General features: G+C 68.6%; 17 protein-coding genes, 1 tRNA gene and 1 other RNA gene. 12 read left to right on the top strand and 7 right to left on the bottom strand.

What is annotated here, in order from left to right; translation table 11 throughout:
• Positions 1 to 13 precede the first annotated feature (13 nt).
• Positions 14 to 1,330 (bottom strand): nicotinate phosphoribosyltransferase, encoded by a 1,317-nt coding sequence (locus tag BLW09_RS10635; RefSeq protein ID WP_089912160.1) that lies wholly within the window; start codon positions 1,328 to 1,330, stop codon positions 14 to 16.
• A 71-nt stretch (positions 1,331 to 1,401) separates the two neighbouring features.
• Here BLW09_RS10635 and murI point away from each other — a divergent pair, with 71 nt between their 5' ends.
• From murI to BLW09_RS10615, 4 genes are all read left to right on the top strand, one after another.
• Complete coding sequence (murI, locus tag BLW09_RS10630) at positions 1,402 to 2,220, top strand: glutamate racemase (RefSeq protein ID WP_089912157.1); 819 nt, start codon at positions 1,402 to 1,404, stop codon at positions 2,218 to 2,220.
• Between the two features lie 28 nt (positions 2,221 to 2,248).
• The gene (gene rph / locus BLW09_RS10625) at positions 2,249 to 3,004 is read left to right on the top strand and encodes a ribonuclease PH (protein WP_089912154.1); all 756 of its coding nucleotides are present in this window, start codon (positions 2,249 to 2,251) and stop codon (positions 3,002 to 3,004) included.
• Between the two features lie 2 nt (positions 3,005 to 3,006).
• Positions 3,007 to 3,600 carry an RdgB/HAM1 family non-canonical purine NTP pyrophosphatase gene (gene rdgB, locus BLW09_RS10620; protein ID WP_089912151.1) on the top strand — a complete coding sequence of 198 codons (594 nt, stop codon included), beginning with the start codon at positions 3,007 to 3,009 and terminating at the stop codon, positions 3,598 to 3,600.
• A gap of 72 nt (positions 3,601 to 3,672) precedes the next feature.
• Positions 3,673 to 4,575: a cation diffusion facilitator family transporter gene (locus BLW09_RS10615; protein ID WP_089912149.1), complete on the top strand. Its 903-nt coding sequence runs from the start codon at positions 3,673 to 3,675 to the stop codon at positions 4,573 to 4,575.
• 44 nt (positions 4,576 to 4,619) lie between these two features.
• Here BLW09_RS10615 and BLW09_RS10610 read toward each other — a convergent pair whose 3' ends face one another.
• The 4 genes from BLW09_RS10610 to BLW09_RS10595 all read right to left on the bottom strand — a co-directional run bounded on the left by BLW09_RS10610 (position 4,620) and on the right by BLW09_RS10595 (position 7,928).
• Positions 4,620 to 5,396 (bottom strand): DedA family protein, encoded by a 777-nt coding sequence (locus BLW09_RS10610; RefSeq protein ID WP_231946783.1) that lies wholly within the window; start codon positions 5,394 to 5,396, stop codon positions 4,620 to 4,622.
• Between the two features lie 68 nt (positions 5,397 to 5,464).
• Positions 5,465 to 5,546 (bottom strand) — tRNA-Leu (locus tag BLW09_RS10605).
• A 16-nt stretch (positions 5,547 to 5,562) separates the two neighbouring features.
• Complete coding sequence (locus BLW09_RS10600; protein ID WP_089912142.1) at positions 5,563 to 6,600, bottom strand: LLM class flavin-dependent oxidoreductase; 1,038 nt, start codon at positions 6,598 to 6,600, stop codon at positions 5,563 to 5,565.
• Between the two features lie 62 nt (positions 6,601 to 6,662).
• Complete coding sequence (locus tag BLW09_RS10595; protein ID WP_089912139.1) at positions 6,663 to 7,928, bottom strand: MFS transporter; 1,266 nt, start codon at positions 7,926 to 7,928, stop codon at positions 6,663 to 6,665.
• A gap of 67 nt (positions 7,929 to 7,995) precedes the next feature.
• On the opposite strand from BLW09_RS10595, the gene prfB reads away from it, so the two are divergent.
• The 6 genes from prfB (at position 7,996) to BLW09_RS10565 (ending at position 13,293) form a co-directional block, all read left to right on the top strand.
• A complete protein-coding gene (gene prfB / locus BLW09_RS10590; RefSeq protein WP_089912136.1) occupies positions 7,996 to 9,108 on the top strand; it encodes a peptide chain release factor 2 in 1,113 nt (370 codons plus the stop codon).
• Between the two features lie 100 nt (positions 9,109 to 9,208).
• On the top strand, positions 9,209 to 10,291 hold the full coding sequence (gene ftsE / locus BLW09_RS10585) for a cell division ATP-binding protein FtsE (RefSeq protein ID WP_089912133.1): 1,083 nt from the start codon (positions 9,209 to 9,211) through the stop codon (positions 10,289 to 10,291).
• Entirely contained in the window at positions 10,288 to 11,193 is a 906-nt protein-coding gene (ftsX, locus tag BLW09_RS10580; protein WP_089912130.1) for a permease-like cell division protein FtsX, read from the top strand. Before ftsE ends, ftsX begins: the two co-directional genes overlap by 4 nt.
• A gap of 90 nt (positions 11,194 to 11,283) precedes the next feature.
• Entirely contained in the window at positions 11,284 to 11,760 is a 477-nt protein-coding gene (smpB, locus tag BLW09_RS10575; protein WP_089912127.1) for an SsrA-binding protein SmpB, read from the top strand.
• 29 nt (positions 11,761 to 11,789) lie between these two features.
• Positions 11,790 to 12,530 carry a tyrosine-protein phosphatase gene (locus BLW09_RS10570; RefSeq protein ID WP_089912124.1) on the top strand — a complete coding sequence of 247 codons (741 nt, stop codon included), beginning with the start codon at positions 11,790 to 11,792 and terminating at the stop codon, positions 12,528 to 12,530.
• A gap of 82 nt (positions 12,531 to 12,612) precedes the next feature.
• Positions 12,613 to 13,293 carry a DUF5666 domain-containing protein gene (locus BLW09_RS10565; protein ID WP_231946782.1) on the top strand — a complete coding sequence of 227 codons (681 nt, stop codon included), beginning with the start codon at positions 12,613 to 12,615 and terminating at the stop codon, positions 13,291 to 13,293.
• A gap of 30 nt (positions 13,294 to 13,323) precedes the next feature.
• Here the strand turns inward: BLW09_RS10565 and BLW09_RS10560 are convergent, their stop codons facing one another.
• Complete coding sequence (locus BLW09_RS10560; protein WP_089912117.1) at positions 13,324 to 13,992, bottom strand: SIMPL domain-containing protein; 669 nt, start codon at positions 13,990 to 13,992, stop codon at positions 13,324 to 13,326.
• A gap of 128 nt (positions 13,993 to 14,120) precedes the next feature.
• On the opposite strand from BLW09_RS10560, the gene ssrA reads away from it, so the two are divergent.
• Both ssrA and BLW09_RS10550 read left to right on the top strand, forming a co-directional pair.
• Positions 14,121 to 14,515, top strand: a transfer-messenger RNA (tmRNA) gene (ssrA, locus tag BLW09_RS10555).
• Between the two features lie 246 nt (positions 14,516 to 14,761).
• On the top strand, positions 14,762 to 15,352 hold the full coding sequence (locus tag BLW09_RS10550; RefSeq protein WP_089912114.1) for an RNA polymerase sigma factor: 591 nt from the start codon (positions 14,762 to 14,764) through the stop codon (positions 15,350 to 15,352).
• 799 nt (positions 15,353 to 16,151) lie between these two features.
• On the opposite strand, the gene BLW09_RS10545 is transcribed toward BLW09_RS10550, so the two are convergent.
• Positions 16,152 to 18,494 (bottom strand): arylsulfatase, encoded by a 2,343-nt coding sequence (locus BLW09_RS10545; protein ID WP_089912111.1) that lies wholly within the window; start codon positions 18,492 to 18,494, stop codon positions 16,152 to 16,154.
• Positions 18,495 to 18,513: the final 19 nt, after the last annotated feature.

The following is an 18,513-nucleotide window of genomic DNA, read 5'->3' as shown; positions in this document are numbered from 1 at the left end:
GCGATCGTCCGGCTCAGCCGAAGATGGTCGGCAGCACGGGGTCGCCGCGGCCCAGGCGGAACGCCTCGTCCGGCAGCTCCGCCATGGCGAGCGCACGGTGGTCGCGCGCGCGGCGCGTCCCCTCGACGCCCAGATGCTCGCGGTGCACCTCGCCGTCGGTGATCAGCGGCACCAGGAGGTCGCGGCCGCTGTCGTCCGGCGTGTCGCCCTTCTCGACGATGTGCACCACCTCGGCCACGGCCGTCCCGCGTGCGTCGAGCCGGCGGATCGGGTGCTTGCGGCCACCGATGCTGGCCTTGCCGTCCGACTTCTTCGCGACGGAGATCCACTCGCCGCCGTCTCCGCTGCGGTGCGCGACGAGCTTGTAGACCATGCCGGACGCGGGATGCCCCGATCCGGTCACGACCGAGGTCCCGACCCCGTACGAGTCGACCGGCGAGGCGGCAAGCGCCGCGATCGTGAACTCGTCGAGGTCGTTGGTGACCGTGATGCGGGTCTTCGTGGCGCCGAGGGAGTCGAGCTGCTCGCGCACCTGCTTCACCAGCTTCGGCAGGTCGCCGGAGTCGAGTCGCACAGCGCCGAGCTCCGGACCGGCCACCTTCACGGCGGTCTCGATCGCCTTCCCGACATCGAAGGTGTCCACGAGGAGCGTCGTCCCGGGGCCGAGCGCATTCACCTGCGCCCGGAAGGCGTCCTCTTCGGAGTCGTGCAGGAGCGTGAAGGCGTGCGCCGCGGTCCCCATCGTCGGAACGCCCCAGGTGCGGCCGGCTTCGAGGTTCGAGGTGGCGGAGAACCCGGCGATGAAGGCGGCGCGGGCGGCGGCCACGGCCGACCGCTCGTTCGCGCGGCGGGATCCCATCTCGGCGAGCGGCCGTCCGCCCGCGGCGGCGACCATCCGGGCGGCGGCCGAGGCGACGGCCGAGTCGTAGTTGAACACGCTCAGCAGCAGGGTCTCCAGGATGACGCCCTCGGCGAAAGGGGCGTCCACGATGAAGAACGGCGAACCCGGGAAGAACAGCTCGCCCTCGCGGTAGCCGCGGATGGTGCCGGAGAAGCGGTAGTCGGCGAGCCAGTCGATGGTCTCATCGCGCACCACGTGGTTGTCGCGCAGGAACTGCAGCTCGGCGTCCTGGAACCGGAACTGCTCGATGAGCTCCAGCAGCCGCCCGGTGCCGGCGAGCACCCCGTAGCGGCGGCCGGCGGGGAGGCGCCGGGTGAACGCCTCGAACACGCATTCGCGGTCGTGCGTCCCGGCGAGGAGCGCGGCGTCGAGCATCGTGAGCTCGTAGCGGTCGGTCAGCAGGGCGGAGGACGCGGCTCTCTCGGTCACGCCGCCCAGCCTACCCACGCCGGGGCATGCCCACGCCGGGCAGCGCGGAGGGACGGGTAGGCTGGAGTGCTGTGACGGATGCGCCGATTGGGATCTTCGACTCGGGTGTCGGCGGGCTGACCGTCGCCCGGGCGATCCGCGATCAGCTGCCCAACGAGTCCCTGCTGTATGTCGGGGACACCGCGCACTCCCCGTACGGCCCGAAGTCGATCGCCGACGTGCGCCGCTATTCGCTCGAGGTGCTCGACTTCCTGGTCGACCAGGGCGTGAAGATGCTCGTCATCGCCTGCAACACCGCATCGTCCGCCATGCTGCGGGATGCGCGCGAGCGCTACGACGTGCCCGTGATCGAGGTGATCCAGCCGGCCGTCCGCCGTGCCGTCTCCGCGACGCGCACCGGCCGGGTCGGGGTCATCGGGACCGTCGGCACCATCGCCTCCCGTGCGTACGAGGATGCGTTCGCCGCCGCGCCGACGCTCCAGCTGTTCACGCAGGCGTGCCCGCGTTTCGTGGAGTTCGTGGAGGCGGGCGTCACGAGCGGCGAGGAGGTGCTGCGGGTCACCGCCGAGTACCTCCAGCCGCTCCGCGAGGCGGACGTCGACACCCTGGTGCTCGGCTGCACGCACTACCCGTTCCTGAAGGGCGCGATCTCGTACGTGATGGGCGAGTCCGTGTCGCTCGTGTCGAGCGACACGGAGACCGCAAAAGACGTCTACCGCACGCTCGTCGGCCAGGGGCTCGAGCGGCGCTCGCCGCTCCCGCCGACCATCCACTACGAGGCCACCGGGTCGGACGCCGACACCTTCTTGCGCCTCGCCCACCGGTTCATCGGCCCCGAGGTCTCGCGTGTCGATCTGGTGCACACCGGCGTCATCGACCTCCCGCTCTGACCATCCACCCACCCACCGAGGAGACCTCGTGACCGACATCACCCGCGCCGACGGGCGCACCCCCGACCAGCTGCGGCCCGTGACCATCGAGCGCGGCTGGAGCCGCCAGGCCGAGGGCTCCGCGCTCATCTCCTTCGGCAACACGCGCGTGCTGTGCACCGCCTCGTTCACCAACGGCGTCCCGCGCTGGATGTCGGGCAAGGGCCGCGGATGGGTCACCGCCGAGTACGCCATGCTCCCGCGCTCCACCAACGAGCGCATGGACCGGGAGTCCGTCAAGGGACGCGTCGGCGGGCGCACGCACGAGATCAGCCGCCTGGTCGGCCGCAGCCTCCGGGCCGTCGTCGACATGAAGGCGCTCGGCGAGAACACGATCGTCCTCGACTGCGACGTGCTGCAGGCCGACGGCGGGACGCGCACGGCCGCGATCACCGGCGCCTACGTCGCCCTCGCGGAGGCGCTGGAGTGGGGTCGCGAGCACCGCTTCATCGGCCAGAAGGCGACGCCGCTGATCGACTCCGTCTCCGCCGTCTCCGTCGGCATCATCGACGGCAGCCCGATGCTCGACCTGGCCTACGTCGAGGACGTGCGCGCCGAGACCGACATGAACGTCGTCGTGACCGGACGCGGCCTCTTCGTGGAGGTGCAGGGAACGGCCGAGGGCGCCCCGTTCGACCGCGGAGAGCTCAACGCGCTCCTCGACCTCGCGCTGGCCGGCACGACCGAGCTCGCGGGCATCCAGGCGGCGGCGCTCACCCCGGCCGCGGTGGGGGCGGAGGGCTGAGCGTGGTCCGCGTCGTCCTCGCAACGCACAACCAGCACAAGGCCGCCGAATTCCAGCAGATCCTCGGCCGCGAGGTGCCCGGTCTCGAGATCGTCGCCTACGACGGCCCCGAGCCGGTGGAGGACGGCGTCAGCTTCGAGGAGAACGCTCTGATCAAGGCACGGGCCGCCGTCGCGCACACCGGGCTGCCCGCCCTCGCCGACGACTCGGGCATCTGCGTGGATGTGATGGGCGGCGCCCCCGGGATCTTCTCCGCCCGCTGGGCGGGCTCGCACGGCGATGCCGCCGCGAACCTGCAGCTGCTGCTCGACCAGCTCGCCGACATCCCGGACGCCGATCGCTCCGCGCACTTCACCGCGACGCTGGCGCTGGTCACCCCGGACGGCGAGCCGACCGTCGTCCAGGGCATCTGGCCGGGCAGCATCGCGCGGGCGCCGCGCGGGCGGAACGGGCACGGCTACGACCCGATCTTCGTGCCGGACGGCCACGACGTGACGGCTGCGGAGCTGGAGCCGGCGGCGAAGAACGCGGAGAGCCACCGGGCGCGCGCGCTCTCGGCCATCGTCCCCGCGCTGCAGGCGCTCGGCGAGAGCTGAGAACGGCACTCATTCCCATCTAGCCCCACCCCCTGGCGACGCGGGCGACTTCTATCTACCGTAGAAGGCGAGATGAGTCACGACCACGGCCACACCGCCAACCGCAACCGCCTGCTGATCGCCATCGGCATCGTGGCGGTCGTACTCGTCGTCGAGGTCGTCGGCGCGTGGGTGAGCGGCTCCCTCTCGCTGCTGGCCGACGCCGGCCACATGCTCAGCGATCTCGCCGGGCTGATCATCGCGCTGATGGCGACCATCGTCGCCGCGCGCCCGGCGACGGACCGACAGACTTTCGGCTTCCGCCGTGCGGAGGTGTTCGGCGCGCTCATCAACGGCCTCATCCTCGTCGTCGTCGCGGTCACGGTCACCGTCGGAGCGATCGGCCGCCTGGTGGGCGGCGCGACCGAGGTGCACAGCGTCCCGATGCTCGTCGTCGCGGTGATCGGCCTCGTCGCGAACTTCGGGGCGCTGCTGCTGCTCCGGCCCGCCGCCGGACACTCGATCAATATGCGCGGGGCGTATCTGGAGGTGTTCGGCGACCTGGTGGGGTCCGCCACCGTCATCGTCGCGGCCGTGGTCATCCTGCTCACCGGCTTCACCCCGGCCGACGCGATCGCGTCGCTGCTGATCGCCGCGCTGATCGTCCCTCGTGCGTTCGTGCTGCTGCGCGACGTGGTGCGGGTGCTGAGCGAGGCGGCGCCGGCGGACACGGATGTCGCCGAGATCCGGGACCACATCCTCGGGACGGCGGGGGTCGTCGCGGTCCACGACGTGCACGTCTGGGCGATCACCTCGGGGGCGCCGGTGTTCAGCGCGCACGTGGTGTGCGAGCCGGCGGTGTTCCGCGAGGGCCGGACGGGCACCCTGCTCGACGAACTGTCCGGCTGTCTGTCGAAGCACTTCGACGTGGAGCACTCCACCTTCCAGCTGGAGCCGGCGGAGCACGCCGCCCACGAGGACGAGTTCCACCGCTGACCCGCTGACCCGCTGACACGGGCCGGATGGGCGCGCCCGGCGGGTCAGGCCTCGGGGTGCGTGGGAGCGGGGGCAGGCTCCTCGACCGCCGCGGGAGCGGCCGAATCCTCCGCGGCCTTGCGCTTCGACTTCCGCAGCGACTGGAAGTAGTGGAACAGCGTCGGCACCAGGGTGATGACGACCGCGCCGATCAGGATGACATCGATGTAGCTGGAGACGAAGTTCGCCACCGGCGGGATGTAGCCGATCAGATAGCCGAAGAACGTCAGCCCGGCGCCCCACAGCAGCGCGCCGAGGGCGTTGTACAGCGAGTACTTCTTGTAGGACATGTGGCCGACGCCCGCGGCGACCGGCGCGAAGGTGCGCACGATCGGCACGAACCGGGCAACGATGACCGCGAGTGCACCGAAGCGCTCGAAGAACTGGTTGGTGCGCCGCACGTTCTCCATCGAGAACAGTCCGGTCTCCTTGCGTTCGAAGATCCGAGGGCCGGCCTTGTGGCCGATCAGATACCCGGCCTCTCCGCCGAGGAACGCCGCGAACGCGATGGCGAGGCAGACCCACCAGATGTCGACGCCGAACACCAGGGAGGTGTGCGTCAGCAGCCCCGAGATGATCAGCAGCGTGTCGCCCGGAAGCAGGAAGCCGACCAGCAGACCGGTCTCGGCGAAGACGATCCCGCAGACCACGAGGAGCGCCCAGGGACCCGCCGAATGGATGATGGTGTTCGGGTCGAGCCACGGGATGAGGCCGGCGTGATGGATCACGGTACTCCAGGAGGGATCGGTGGGAAAGCTGAGCCCGAGTTTAGCGTCGGCCATGCGCTGGAAGCTGCACGAAGCGTGCGAATTCGGGCCTGCCCGGAAAGATCATCCTGGGGTCGTACGGGTGCGGGAGAAGGGACTCGAACCCTCACGCCGTGAAGCACAGGAACCTAAATCCTGCGTGTCTGCCAGTTTCACCACTCCCGCAGTGCGCTGGGCGCGGCTACGACATTAGCTCATGGACGCGCGGGGCGACCTCCGTGCCGTACAGCTCGATGGATCGCATCAGGTCGTCGTGGGGGAGCGTCCCGTTGCTCATCTTGATGTCGAAGCGGGAGGCGCCGAGCCCCTTCGCCGCGTAGGCGATCTTCTGCGCGACGGTCTCGGGCGAGCCGACGACGAGCGCACCGTCCGGCCCGGCCTCGTGCTCGAATCGGGCGCGCGAGGCCGGCGGCCAGCCGCGCTCACGGCCGATGCGATTCGTCATCACCTCGTAGTGCGGCCACAGGATGTCCTTGGCCTCCTGGTCGGTCTCTGCGATGAAACCGGGGGAGTGCACGCCGATCGGGAGGCTCGTGTCCTGCCCGAACTGCTCGAGGGCCTTGCGGTACAGTTCGGCGAGCGGCTGGAACCGCATCGGGCCGCCGCCGATGATGGCGAGCACGAGCGGGAAGCCGTAGTGCGCCGCACGCACAACCGACTCCGGGCTCCCACCCACGCCGATCCACGTCTTCAGCAGGCCGCGCTCGACGTGCGGGTACACCGACTGCCCATCCAGGGAGGGGCGCAGTTCGCCCGTCCAGGTGACCGGCTCCTGCTTGCGCACCTCGGCGAACAGGCTCAGCTTCTCCTCGAACAGCTCCTCGTACTTCGCGAGGTCGTAGCCGAACAGCGGGAACGACTCGATGAACGAGCCGCGGCCGAGGATGACCTCTGCGCGACCGCCGGAGATGCCGTCGAGGGTCGCGAACCGCTGGAACACGCGCACCGGGTCGTCCGAGCTCAGCACCGTCACGGCCGATCCGAGGTGGATGCGCTCCGTCTGCCCGGCGATCGCCGCGAGCACGACCTCGGGCGCCGAAACGGCGAAGTCCTCGCGGTGGTGCTCGCCGACGCCGAAGAAGTCGAGGCCGACGCGGTCGGCCTGCACCCCCTCCGCCACGACGTTGCGGAGCGTCTGCGCCTGCGACAGCGGCGTACCGTCCGCATCCAGCGTCACGTCGCCGAACGTGTCGATCCCGAGTTCCAGCTTCCCGGCCATGTCATCCCTCGATTCATGCGTTTGCATGGATGCAAACGCCTCACCGGCCAGGGTATTCCGCGTCAGGCGGGCCGGGGGCGACGTGGGACGTAGCGCGGGATGTAGCGGGCCAGCATGCCCGCGCCGACCAGCCCCAGGACGCCCATGACTCCGCTGGCGAACGAAATCGAGACGAGCGCCGTCAGCAGCGAGACGACCAGGGGAGCGGCGGCCTGGCCGGCGTCGGCCGAGAACCGCCAGGCACCGAGGAAGGGCGCGGGCCGGTCCTTCGGCGCGAGGTCCGCCCCGAGCGTCATCACGATGCCGGAGCCGATGCCGTTCGCCACCGAGAGGAACAACGAGACGCCGATGTACCAGGCGACCGCGGAGCTCAGGTCGTGCGAGAAGGCGAGCACCAGGAAGCCGAGGCCGAGGCCGAGCATGGACGGGATGGCGCTCCACATCCGCCCGAACCGGTCCATGATCTGCCCGCTGGCGTAGAAGAGGGCGAAGTCGACGGCGCCGGCGAGACCGATGATGAGCGCGGTGTTCGACTCGCTCAGTCCGATGGACACGGCCCACAGCGGCATCAGAACGGTGCGGGCGGAGCGGATCGCCGCCACGAGCGAGACGCCCGCGCCCATCCGGATGAGCACCTCGCGGAACGACCAGATCGTACGGAACAGCCCGTGGGTGCGCTCCTCCGCCTCCTCCTCGCCGGTCGTCACCTGGGCGCCGGATTCGTCGGTGACCCGCGCGGACGGCCCGAACATCTTCTCGGGGTCCGGGAGTGCCAGCAGCACGACGACCGAGCCGAGGCAGCTGACGATGAAGATCCAGAACACGGACTGCGTGGACGCCGTCGCCGCGATGACGGCGGACGCGATGAGCGGGCCGATGAACCATCCGCCGCGGAAGATGCCGCCGAGGGTGGACAGTGCCCTGGCGCGATAGCGAGCGGGAACGTACGAGGTCATGAACGCGTGGCGGGCGAGGGCGAACACGGCGGTCGCGATGCCGACCAGGAAGATTCCGGCCATCAGCACCCAGTAGTTGGGCGCCAGCAGGCAGATCGCGACGCCGACGATCGCGACGACGGCTGCGCCGATCATCGAGGTGCGCTCGCCGACGCGCGACACCACCCATCCGCTCGGGATGTCTCCGATCAGTTCGCCGAGCATCACCATCGAGGCGATGAAGCCGGCCATCGCCAGGGTCGCACCGAGGTTGCCTGCGGCGACGGGGATGATCGGGATGATCGCGCCCTCCCCGATCGAGAAGAGGAGCGTCGGCAGGAAGGCGGCGAGGGCGACGGAGCGGAAGGAGAAGGGGCGCTCGTCGGAAGTCATTTCGTTAACACCGTACAACTTCCCGCTCGGGTGACTCACCTGACCGCCCGGTAGGCTGGAGGGCGACATGATCGAACTCGACCTCTCCTCCCAGATCGCCGACCTGCGATCCACCTTCGCCGACATCACCGCGGTGGTCGACGTCGACCGGCTGCGCGCCGACATCGCCGACCTGAGCGAGAAGGCGGGAGCCCCCGACCTCTGGGACGACACCACGAACGCCCAGAAGGTGACGAGCGCGCTCAGTCACCGCCAGTCGGAGCTCGCGCGCATCACGGCGATCGAGCGCCGTCTGGACGACCTGGAGGTGCTGGTCGAGCTCGCGAACGAGGCGGAGGACGAGGAGTCGGCCGCCGAGGCGCGGGCCGAGCTGCAGTCGCTGCAGACCGCGCTCGGCGACCTGGAGGTGCAGACGCTGCTGAGCGGCGAGTACGACAACCGCGCGGCCATCGTGACCATCCGCTCCGGCGCAGGCGGCGACGACGCCACCGACTTCGCCGAGATGCTCATGCGCATGTACCTGCGCTGGGCGGAGCAGCACAAGTACCCGGTGAAGGTCATGGACACGTCGTATGCGGAGGGCGCTGGCATCAAATCCGCGACCTTCGAGGTGGATGCGCCCTACGCGTTCGGCACGCTGTCGGTCGAGGCCGGCACCCACCGCCTCGCGCGCATCAGCCCGTTCGGCTCGGCCGACAAGCGGCAGACGTCCTTCGCCGCAGTGGAGGTCATCCCGCTGATGGAGGAGGCGACGGAGGTCGAGGTCCCGGAGGGCGACATCCGCGTGGATGTGTTCCGCTCGTCCGGCCCCGGCGGCCAGTCGGTCAACACCACCGACTCCGCGGTGCGCATCACCCACCTCCCGACCGGCCTCGTCGTCTCGATGCAGAACGAGAAGTCGCAGATCCAGAACCGTGCCGCCGCCATGCGCGTGCTGCAGACCCGACTCCTGCTGCTGCAGAAGGAGGAGGAGGCCGCGAAGAAGAAGGAGCTCGCCGGCACGATCACGGCGAGCTGGGGCGACCAGATGCGCTCCTACTTTCTCTACGGCCAGCAGCTGGTGAAGGACCTCCGCACCGGCTACGAGTCGGGCAACCCGAGCGCCGTCTTCGACGGCGACCTCGACGGCTTCATCGCGGCGGGCATCCGCTGGCGCGCGGGCAACAAGTCCGGGGAGTAGAGCCGGAGGTCGTCTTGCTGGGGCGCGGAACGGCGGGGTTGTGCCGCACGGGCATGTCGCTACTGCGGATCGGGGCGGGACTGCTTAGTCTCAAGGGGTCATGATCCGGTTCGAACACGTATCCAAGCAGTACCCGGGCACAGCGCGCCCGGCACTCAACGGCATCAACCTCGAAGTGCTGCGCGGAGAGTTCGTCTTCCTCGTCGGCGCCTCGGGTTCCGGCAAGTCCAGCTGCCTGCGCCTCATCCTCAAAGAGGAGAAGCCGACCAAGGGCAAGATCCACGTGCTGGGGCAGGACCTCGGCACGATCTCGTCGCGCAAGGTGCCGTACTTCCGCCGCAACATCGGTGTCGTCTTCCAGGACTTCCGGCTGCTGCCGAACAAGAACGTCTTCCAGAACGTCGCCTTCACCCTGCAGGTGATCGGCAAGTCGCGGGGCTTCATCCAGGAGGCCGTGCCCGACGTCCTGAAGATGGTCGGCCTCGACGGCAAGGCGCAGCGCCTGCCGCACGAGCTCTCGGGTGGTGAGCAGCAGCGCGTCGCGATCGCCCGGGCGGTGGTCAACAAGCCGCAGGTGCTCCTCGCCGACGAGCCCACCGGAAACCTCGACCCCGCGACGAGCGCCGGCATCATGGCCGTGCTCGAACGCATCAACGCCGGCGGCACCACCGTCGTCATGGCCACGCACGAGGCCGCGATCGTCGACCAGATGAAGCGACGCGTCATCGAGCTCGTCGGCGGCCAGATCGTCCGCGACGAGCGCCACGGCGGATACGGCTTCACCGCCGCGATCCCGGTGGCGCAGCCGCTGGAGCGCGACGAGCCGGTCTCCGACGCGACACCCGTGTTCGCGGGAGCGGCCGCCGCGGCGCCCGCAGCGCCTGCCGCGCCGATGACCCGGCCGAACGCACCGACCTCGACCCCAACGGCCCCGGTGGCGGTGCCGCAGCCGCAGCAGGCGCCGCAGACGCCGGCTCACCAGCCGCAGCACGCGCAGCCCGCCGAGCAGCCGCGGCCGGCCGCCTATCCGGCCCCGGTGCAGTTCGCGACCGCCCCGGTCCCGCCGGCGCCCGCGTCGGAGGAGCTGCCCGAACACCTGAACTTCACGGCGAACCTCGACCTCAGCGGACTCCGCGAGGACGCCGACCGTGACGGCGACCAGAATGTGGGGCCGACGAAATGAGATTCGGACTCATCTGGTCGGAGGTCGGCAACGGCCTCCGCCGCAACCTGTCGATGGTCGTGTCGGTCATCCTCGTCACGTTCATCTCGCTGACCTTCGTCGGCACCGCCGTCCTGCTGCAGATGCAGATCGGCCAGATGAAGACCTACTGGTACGACCGCGCGCAGGTCGCCGTGTACATGTGCACGACGACGGACAACTGCGCGAGCGGGCCGGCCACCGACCAGTCCATCGAGGCGGTCAAGAAGCAGCTCGAGTCGCCCGAGCTCGCCCCGTACATCCAGAAGTTCTACTTCCAGGACCAGAAGCAGGGCTACGAGCAGTTCAAAGAGCAGTTCAAGGGCAACCAGATCGCCGACTTCGTGACGCCGGACATGATCCCGCAGACGTTCTGGGTGAACCTGAAGGATCCGAACCAGTCGGCCGTGCTCACCGAGACGCTCTCCGGGTCGGCGGGCGTGCAGAGCGTTGTCGACCAGCGGAGCTACCTGGACCAGATCTTCAGCATCCTCAACGCCGCCAGCTACACCGCGATCGGCATCGCGGCGCTCATGCTCGTGGCCGCTGTGCTGCTGATCGCCACGACCATCCGGCTCTCCGCATTCTCGCGAAGGCGGGAGATCGGGATCATGCGGCTCGTCGGCGCCTCCAACCGCTTCATCCAGACGCCGTTCATCATCGAGGGCGTGATCGCCGCGCTCGTCGGGTCGATCCTCGCGTCGGTCGTAATCGCGCTCGGCGTGCAGTTCTTCGTCCGCGGGTACCTCAGCCAGCGCATCCAGTCGATCAACTTCGTCGGGATGGAGCAGGCTTGGCTGGTGATCCCCATCCTCGTCGTGATCGGCGTGGTGCTGGCCGCGGCGTCCGCCAACTTCGCCATCAAGCGGTATCTGAAGGTCTGAGCCGCGCCCGGGAGACCGGCGAGGCGATAGACTGGTCCGCTGCCCGGCACCGCGCCGGGCGATGACCGTCGCCGATGTGAGGAGCGAGCTGTGCCGAAGGAACGGGGCCAGAAGGTCGTGGCCACCAATCGCCGGGCGCGCCACGACTACACGATCGAGGACACCTTCGAGGCGGGCCTCGTGCTCACCGGGACCGAGGTGAAGTCGCTGCGGATGGGACGGGCGTCCCTCGTCGACGGCTACGCGTTCGTCGACGGCGGAGAGGCCTGGCTCGACGCCGTGCACATCCCCGAGTACGCCGACGGCACCTGGAACAACCACGCACCGCGCCGCAAGCGGAAGCTGCTGCTGCACAAGGCCCAGATCCTCAAGATCGAGAACAAGGTCAAGCAGGGCGGCTACACCATCGTGCCGCTGTCGATCTACTTCAACGACGGCCGCGCGAAGGTCGAGATCGCAGTCGCCAAGGGCAAGCGCGAGTACGACAAGCGGCAGGCTCTGCGGGAGCGTCAGGACCAGCGCGAGGCGCAGCGGGCGATGTCCACGCGCAACCACCTGGGCGAGTGACCGTTCCGGCGGAGTGACAGACTGAGGTCATGGACTCCACCGCTCAGCGCATCCCGATCGCAGGAACGTACAACTTCCGGGATGTCGGCGGCTACCCGGCGGCGGGCGGCACCACGCGCCGCGGAAAGCTGTACCGCGCCGACGCGCTCGGCCGGATCGGACGACCCGGGCGGGAGGCGCTGCGCGAGCTGGGCATCCGCATCGTGATCGACCTGCGCGACGACTTCGAGGTGGAGGCGCTGCCCGACGACCTGGACGGACTGGATGTCGAGGTGCTGCGGCTGCCGGTGTTCGAGGGCTCCGGCGCCTCGGCGGCCACCGTCGGTGCGACCATCGTGCACCTGTACGACAAGATCGTCTTCCAGCACACCGACGTGATCGTCCGTGCCTTGCGCGAGATCGCGGACACGGGGGAGGAGGCGGTGGTCGTGCACTGCACGGCGGGCAAGGACCGCACCGGCATCGTCGTGGCGCTCGCCCTGCTCGCCGTCGGTGTCGACCGCGAGACCGTCGTGGCCGACTACGCGCTCACCGAGGACAACCTGCGCGGGCCGTGGCTCGAGGGGATGTTGGAGCTGGTCCGCGGCTACGGGGTCGAGGTGACGCCCGATCTGCGGATCATCCTCGGCGGCAGTCCGCGGGAGGCGCTGGAGACCACGATCGACCGGATCGAGGAGCGCGCGGGCAGCGTTCGGCAGTACCTGCTCGACGCCGGGCTCGACGAGGTCGAGCTGGCGATGCTCCGCTCCGTGCTCGTCGAGCCGGCCTGACGCGCAGCACCCGCCGGGATTCTCATCGGACCCATAACCGCTTCCCAGCGCGAACAGGGCTCACGGCTGCTTTCATATGAACATGAGCAACACACCGCCCACCGATCCCACCGAGCCGCTGCCGGCTTCCCCGGGCTCCACGCCGCCGCCTGGTCCGCCTGCGTCGGCTCCGGGTCCCGCGGCTCCGGGCACGGCGGTACCGGGCACGGCAGCGCCGGTTGTCACCGAGCCGTTCTACAAGCGGCACGGACTGGCGTTCGCGATTTCGACGCTCGTGCTCTCGATCGTCGTACTGCTCGGGCTGGTGACGGCCGGCTCCTTCGCGGTCGCCAGCGTGGTGTCGCACATGGGCGAGCGGGCCATCTCGCGCGTCATCCCGGGGCAGGGTCATGGGCAGCCGGGAATGCCCGGGATGCCGGGGATGCCGGGCGACGGCGATGACAACGGCAGCGGCGGCGGCCAGCAGGGCGGCGACCAGAAGGGCCGCGTGCTCGTGCGCGGCACCATCGTCTCCATCTCGGGGGACACCTGGACCATCGACCGCGACAGCGGCTCGTCGGTCGAGGTGCGGGTGACGTCGTCGACGGTGTTCGGCACGCCGATGAAGTCGGCGTCGAAGTCGGACTTCGCGAAGGGGGACGAGGTGATCGTCATCGCGAAGCGCGCCGACGACACCGTGACCGCGACACGCGTGCTCAAGCTGGACGCGTTCCCCACCCGTCCGCCGTCGACGCCGGGCACGCCGCAGACGCCCGGATCCTGATCCCCGCAGCCCGGCAGCAGGCGGCACCGGTCAGCTGGCGGAGAACCGCGCGTGCACCTGCACCGCGATGGTCAGCTCCTCCGGCTTGAGCGACAGGGTCGCCCCTCCGGAGTCGGCGGACACCGCGCGGGCGAACAGCGGCTGCGGCGGCTGCCCGGGCGCCGACCCGTCGCCGAGCATGCCCGGGTCGCTGAGCGCGAGCGGCTTCACCGTGGTGAGCCCGAGACTCGTCGCGTACACCGTCGCCTTCGCGACCGCGTTCTCCACCGCCCGGCGCCGCGCCTCCTGCGTCAGAGTCTGCCGGCGCGCCTCCGTCAGCGACCAGGTGACGCCGTCGACCGCGACGCCGTCGAGCAGCGACACCACCCCGACCCAGTCGGACAGGGCGGCCAGGTCGCTGAACCGCGCGTCGATCCCGACCTCCGCATGATGCACGACGTCGAGCCGGCGACCGTCGTTGCTCCACGGGCGATCGCCCCAGACCCGGAGCTGGTCGGAGGACCACTGCGTGACGGGACCGCTCTGCGGGTTGTGGAGCTCCCGCAGCTCGCTGCTGAGCTGGAGCTGTCGCTGCGTCGTGAGCGCGAGCACGTCCTCGCGCGACGGCCCCTCGTAGGTGACCCGCAGCCGCGCGGCACCGCGCTCGGCCGGGTGACGCAGCTCGTATTCCCCTTGGACGGTGATGATCGTGTCGGCCATTCCCCGATGGTGGCATAAACAGCGAAGGGGCGATGTTGTACTATGAGTAGCTGCCCGCCTGGTCGGGCAAACTGGTATCTGGACAACTCAACAGCGCGTGACAGCGACCCGGCCGACAGGCCGCGCATGGGGATGATCGGTTTCGACATTGTCTGCGTGACTGTGAGAAGCGGGTCGAGGATGCATGGTTATCTCGTTAACGATCCATGCGAAAAAATAAGTGCCAATAACAAGAGCACTGTCTCGGCCAAGGCCGACTTCGCCCTCGCGGCGTAAGTTCACCTCCGCCATTTGAGAGACCGTCAGTCCGGGAATCGTTCCCTACCCGGATCCTGGCGTCAGCTAGGGGACTTGCTTCTGCGTTGAGCATCAGGGCGCAGAGGGACTTCCACTGATACTGGGTCCGTCGGAGCAGGTGCCAATGACAAGCTCCGGGACCGAGAAAGCGACTTCATTGGCTACGCCCGTAGAAGGCACATGACCACAGCAGTGGACGGGGGTTCGATTCCCCCCATCTCCACCATCAGGTCGCTGTCACGCGTTGCTTGAGATCCGCGTCATTCCGCGGAAGTCGGGGCCTTTTCCGCTTGCGGAAGAGGCCCCGTTTTTCCGCTGGACCATCGGCTTACGGGCGCCCCGCCTGCCGACCGGCTGCCGACCGGCTTGCGGACGGAGGCCCATCTCGGTTTGACCGTTTGCTTCTTTGTCGTCGCGTTCGTAGCTCGCGGATGGTTGGGAACCGTTTCGCGTCGTCGGACATTATCTAAGTGTGACGACAGAAGACACCGGCGAGGGGGCATTGCTGGCGCGCGTACGTGCAGGCGATCCCGACGCCTTCGGGGAGTTGTTCGATCTGCACCGCGATCGCGTGTTTCGGCAGGCGCGGAGAATGACTAACTCGGCACACGACGCGGAGGATGTAACCGGCATGGTCTTCCTCGAGGCCTGGCGGCGGCGCGACTCGTTGCGGGACGTCGATGGTTCGGTGATTGGGTGGCTGCTGGTCACGGCGAACAACGTCAGCCGGAACCTCGCTCGCGCGAGCCGCCGCTACCGGCACGTACTTGCCGGTCTCCCAACGCCTGAGCAAATGCCCGACCACAGCCACCTTGTTGACGCTCGGCTCGACTCTGACCGTCGGCGGGTCGCCCTGCACGGTGCTCTTTCTCGTTTGCCGCGCCGGGACCAGGACATTCTCTCGCTGTGCGTCATCGAGGAGCTCAGCACGGCGGACGCTGCCGCGGCGTTGGACGTAGCGCCGGGGACGGTGAAGTCTCGTCTCTCTCGGGCGAAGGTACGTCTAGCAGCTTTGCTCGCTGAATCCACCGACTTCGCATCGACCGAGGGAGGTCTCCGATGAACGACGACGAACGTTTCGACGAGGGACGTAGCGCCGCATGGCGTCGGGCTGTCGTCGAGACAGCACGCAGAGACCAGACTCGGGCTGGTGGTCGCAATCGGGTGGGCATGGTGGTCGGCTTGGTGGTCGCCGCCCTCGTTGTGTCGGGTGGAGGAGTCGCATACGCGCTCAACTCCAATCTGCTTGAGTCGGCGCCCTTAGCGACAGCCAGCCCAACGCCGATCCAGCGGGAGACCCCAAGCGTGACCTCCGCGCCGACCCCTCCACCAACCTCGGTTCCCACCGCTGACGTTGGGCGCCAAAACGCAATTGAGGCGTGCACCGCCCTGCAAGAAATGTTCACAGTGAGCGGGACGTCCGAAGCAGAGACGAAGTCCACCGCTGCGAGGCTAGGCGCACAGGTTGTAGAAGCGGCCGAAAGGGCGCAGGCGGCTGACGTTCAGTGGAGTGGTACCTCCCAGACGCTGATCGCTGCCCAAGGGGCACTCATCGCCTACCTCGATAACAACACCCCCGAGGGAGTCCATCTTCTCGAATCCACAGCAGCGCAAGCAGGCACTACCTGTTCCGAGCTCGGCGTCACAGTCAAGTTGGAGGAATAGCCGCCGCCCGGTGAATGATCCGCTTACGTGCGTGCGGACGGAGGTAGCCCGTGCCTACACTTTGCCCACACTTTTCTGACGGGGGTTCGATTCCCCCCATCTCCACCATCAGGTCGCTGTCACGCGTTGTTCCGGATCCCACCTGCTCTCGCCGCGACGTGCACCTCGGCGCGCGACGCAGGCGGTCGGTCTGCTCGTCAGTCCCGGGCGAATGCCATCGCCGCCTCTTGCGCGAGGTCGACGAACGGCTCGCCGCTGACGTCGACGGCGACGCGCTGGATGGTGCCGCCCGTGAAGGGCCACGGAGACTCTCCCGCGTAGTCGGAGGTGACCGGCTCTGCCGAATCCTTCCCGACGTTGAGACCTTCCCCCGCGATGGAGAACTTCCCGGGCTGCGTCCTGATCGTCGCCGAGCCGACATCGTCCGTTCCGATGTGGAGCGTCAGCGTGCCCTCCGCGGGCATGGTTCCCGGTGTCATGTCGAAGCTGGCCGACAGGACCACCCGGCCGCTCGGCACGGGACGATCCGATTCGACGATCTGCTCCTCCATCCCCACCCAGTTGTAGACGTACTTCAGCCGGCCGTCCTTGATGTACAACGCGTGCCCGCCGAAGCGGGCGCCGTGCGAGAACAGCACACCGGTCGCGTCGGGGCCGTCGATGTCGACCTGCGCGGCGATCGTGTACGACCGGTTCCGGATGTTCGGCGCCACCGCCTCCGGAACCTCCGAGCTGCCGGGATAGAAGATGTACCGGTTGCGCGGTTTCGCTATCTGCGGCCGCTCGGTGCCGAGGATCTCCACCGCGTTCCGGTTCTCCAGAGGCAGTGCGTTGTACATGCCGGCCTGCACCCACCACAGCGAGATGAGCTCGCGGAGAAGGTCGGGATGCTCGGCCGCGACATCGTGCACCTCGCTCGGGTCCGAGGCGGTGTCGTACAGCTCCCACTCCTGCGCCTCGTAGTCGGCCCACGCGTCGGGTGCGGCAGGGGACACGGCGACCGCCTTCCAGCCGTCCCTCCACAGCGCCCGGGTGCCGCCCATCGAGTAGAACTGCGAATGCTTGCCGGTGTCCGCCTCGGCGTCCGCGAAGGAGGCCTCGAACGCGACACCTTCGATCGGGTACTGCGTGTACCCCTTGAGCGTCTCGGGCGGTTCGATGCCGAGTGAGTTGTAGATCGTGGGCACGATGTCGATCGCGTGCGTGTACTGGTGTCGGCTTCCGCGGTCGGTGATCTTCGCGGGCCAGGACACGATCATGGGGTCCGCCGTTCCCCCTTCGAAGTTGGAGTACCGCTTCCACAGCTTGAACGGGGTGTTGAAGGCCCACGCCCATCCGGTGGGGTAGTGGTTGTACGTCAGCGGGCTGCCGAGCACGTCGAGGTACTTCAGATTGTCCTCGATGCGGTCCGGGATCCCGTTGAAGAGCTTGTTCTCGTTGACGGAACCGTTCGGACCGCCCTCGCCCGAGGAGCCGTTGTCCGAGACCAGGACGATCAGCGTGTTGTCTGCCTGCCCGCTCTCGTCCAGGTAGTCGAGCAGACGCCCGATCTGGTGGTCGATGTGGCTCAGAAAGCCGGCGTAGACCTCTGCCATCCGGGCGAAGAGGCGCTTCTCGTCGTCGTTCAGCGAGTCCCACGGCCGCACGGTGTCGAGCTCGGGCCACGGTGTGCCGTTCGAGCTGGTGCGGTCCGCGTACGGGTTGATCGGCGACAGTTCCGCGTTCTCCGAAACGACGCCGAGCGCCTTCTGCCGCTGGAAGACCTCTTCGCGGTACGCCTCGTATCCCATGTCGAACCTGCCGGCGTAGCGGTCAGCCCACTCCTTCGGTGCGTGATGCGGAGCGTGCGTGGCACCCGGGCAGAAATAGAGCAGGAACGGCTTGTCGGGCGCGACCGCTTTCGCGTCGCGGATGAACGAGAGCGCCTTGTCGGTGATGTCGACGCTGAAGTGGTAGCCCTCTTCGGGAGTGGCCGGCTGCTCGACCGGGTGGTTGTCGTGCACCAGGTCGGGGTACCACTGGTTCGTCTCGGCGCCGAGGAAGCCGTAGAACCGCTCGAAGCCGCGGCCCAGCGGCCACTGACGGCGCACAGACGCGAGATTCATCTCGTCCTCGGGTGTGAGGTGCCACTTGCCGACGGCGTACGTGTTCCATCCCCGCTCGCCGAGGACTTCGGCGATGTTGCCGCACTCGAACGGGATGTGCCCGCTCGAGTTCGGGAAGCCCGCGGCCGCTTCCGTGATGCTGCCCATGCTGTTGGTGGTGTGGTTCCGGCCGGTCAGAAGGCAGGAGCGGGTCGGCGAGCACAGGGCCGTCGTGTGGAAGTTCGTGTAGATCAGGCCGTTTCCGGCGATCCGGTTGATGTTCGGGGTCTCGATGAGGCCGCCGAACGGCTCCATCGCGGAGAAACCGACGTCGTCGAGCACGATGTAGAGCACGTTGGGTGCGCCCTCCGGTGCCGTCGGCTGTGCGTACGGACCCCAGTCCGGGGTGGACTTGGTGATGTCGAGATTGATGACGCCCCTGAACGGAGTACCCATTGTTCTAACCCCCAGTCGG

The organism is Leifsonia sp. 21MFCrub1.1, from assembly GCF_900107895.1.
GTDB classification, from domain to species: domain Bacteria; phylum Actinomycetota; class Actinomycetes; order Actinomycetales; family Microbacteriaceae; genus Leifsonia; species Leifsonia soli.
This window is presented reverse-complemented; position numbering and strand designations above follow the sequence as displayed.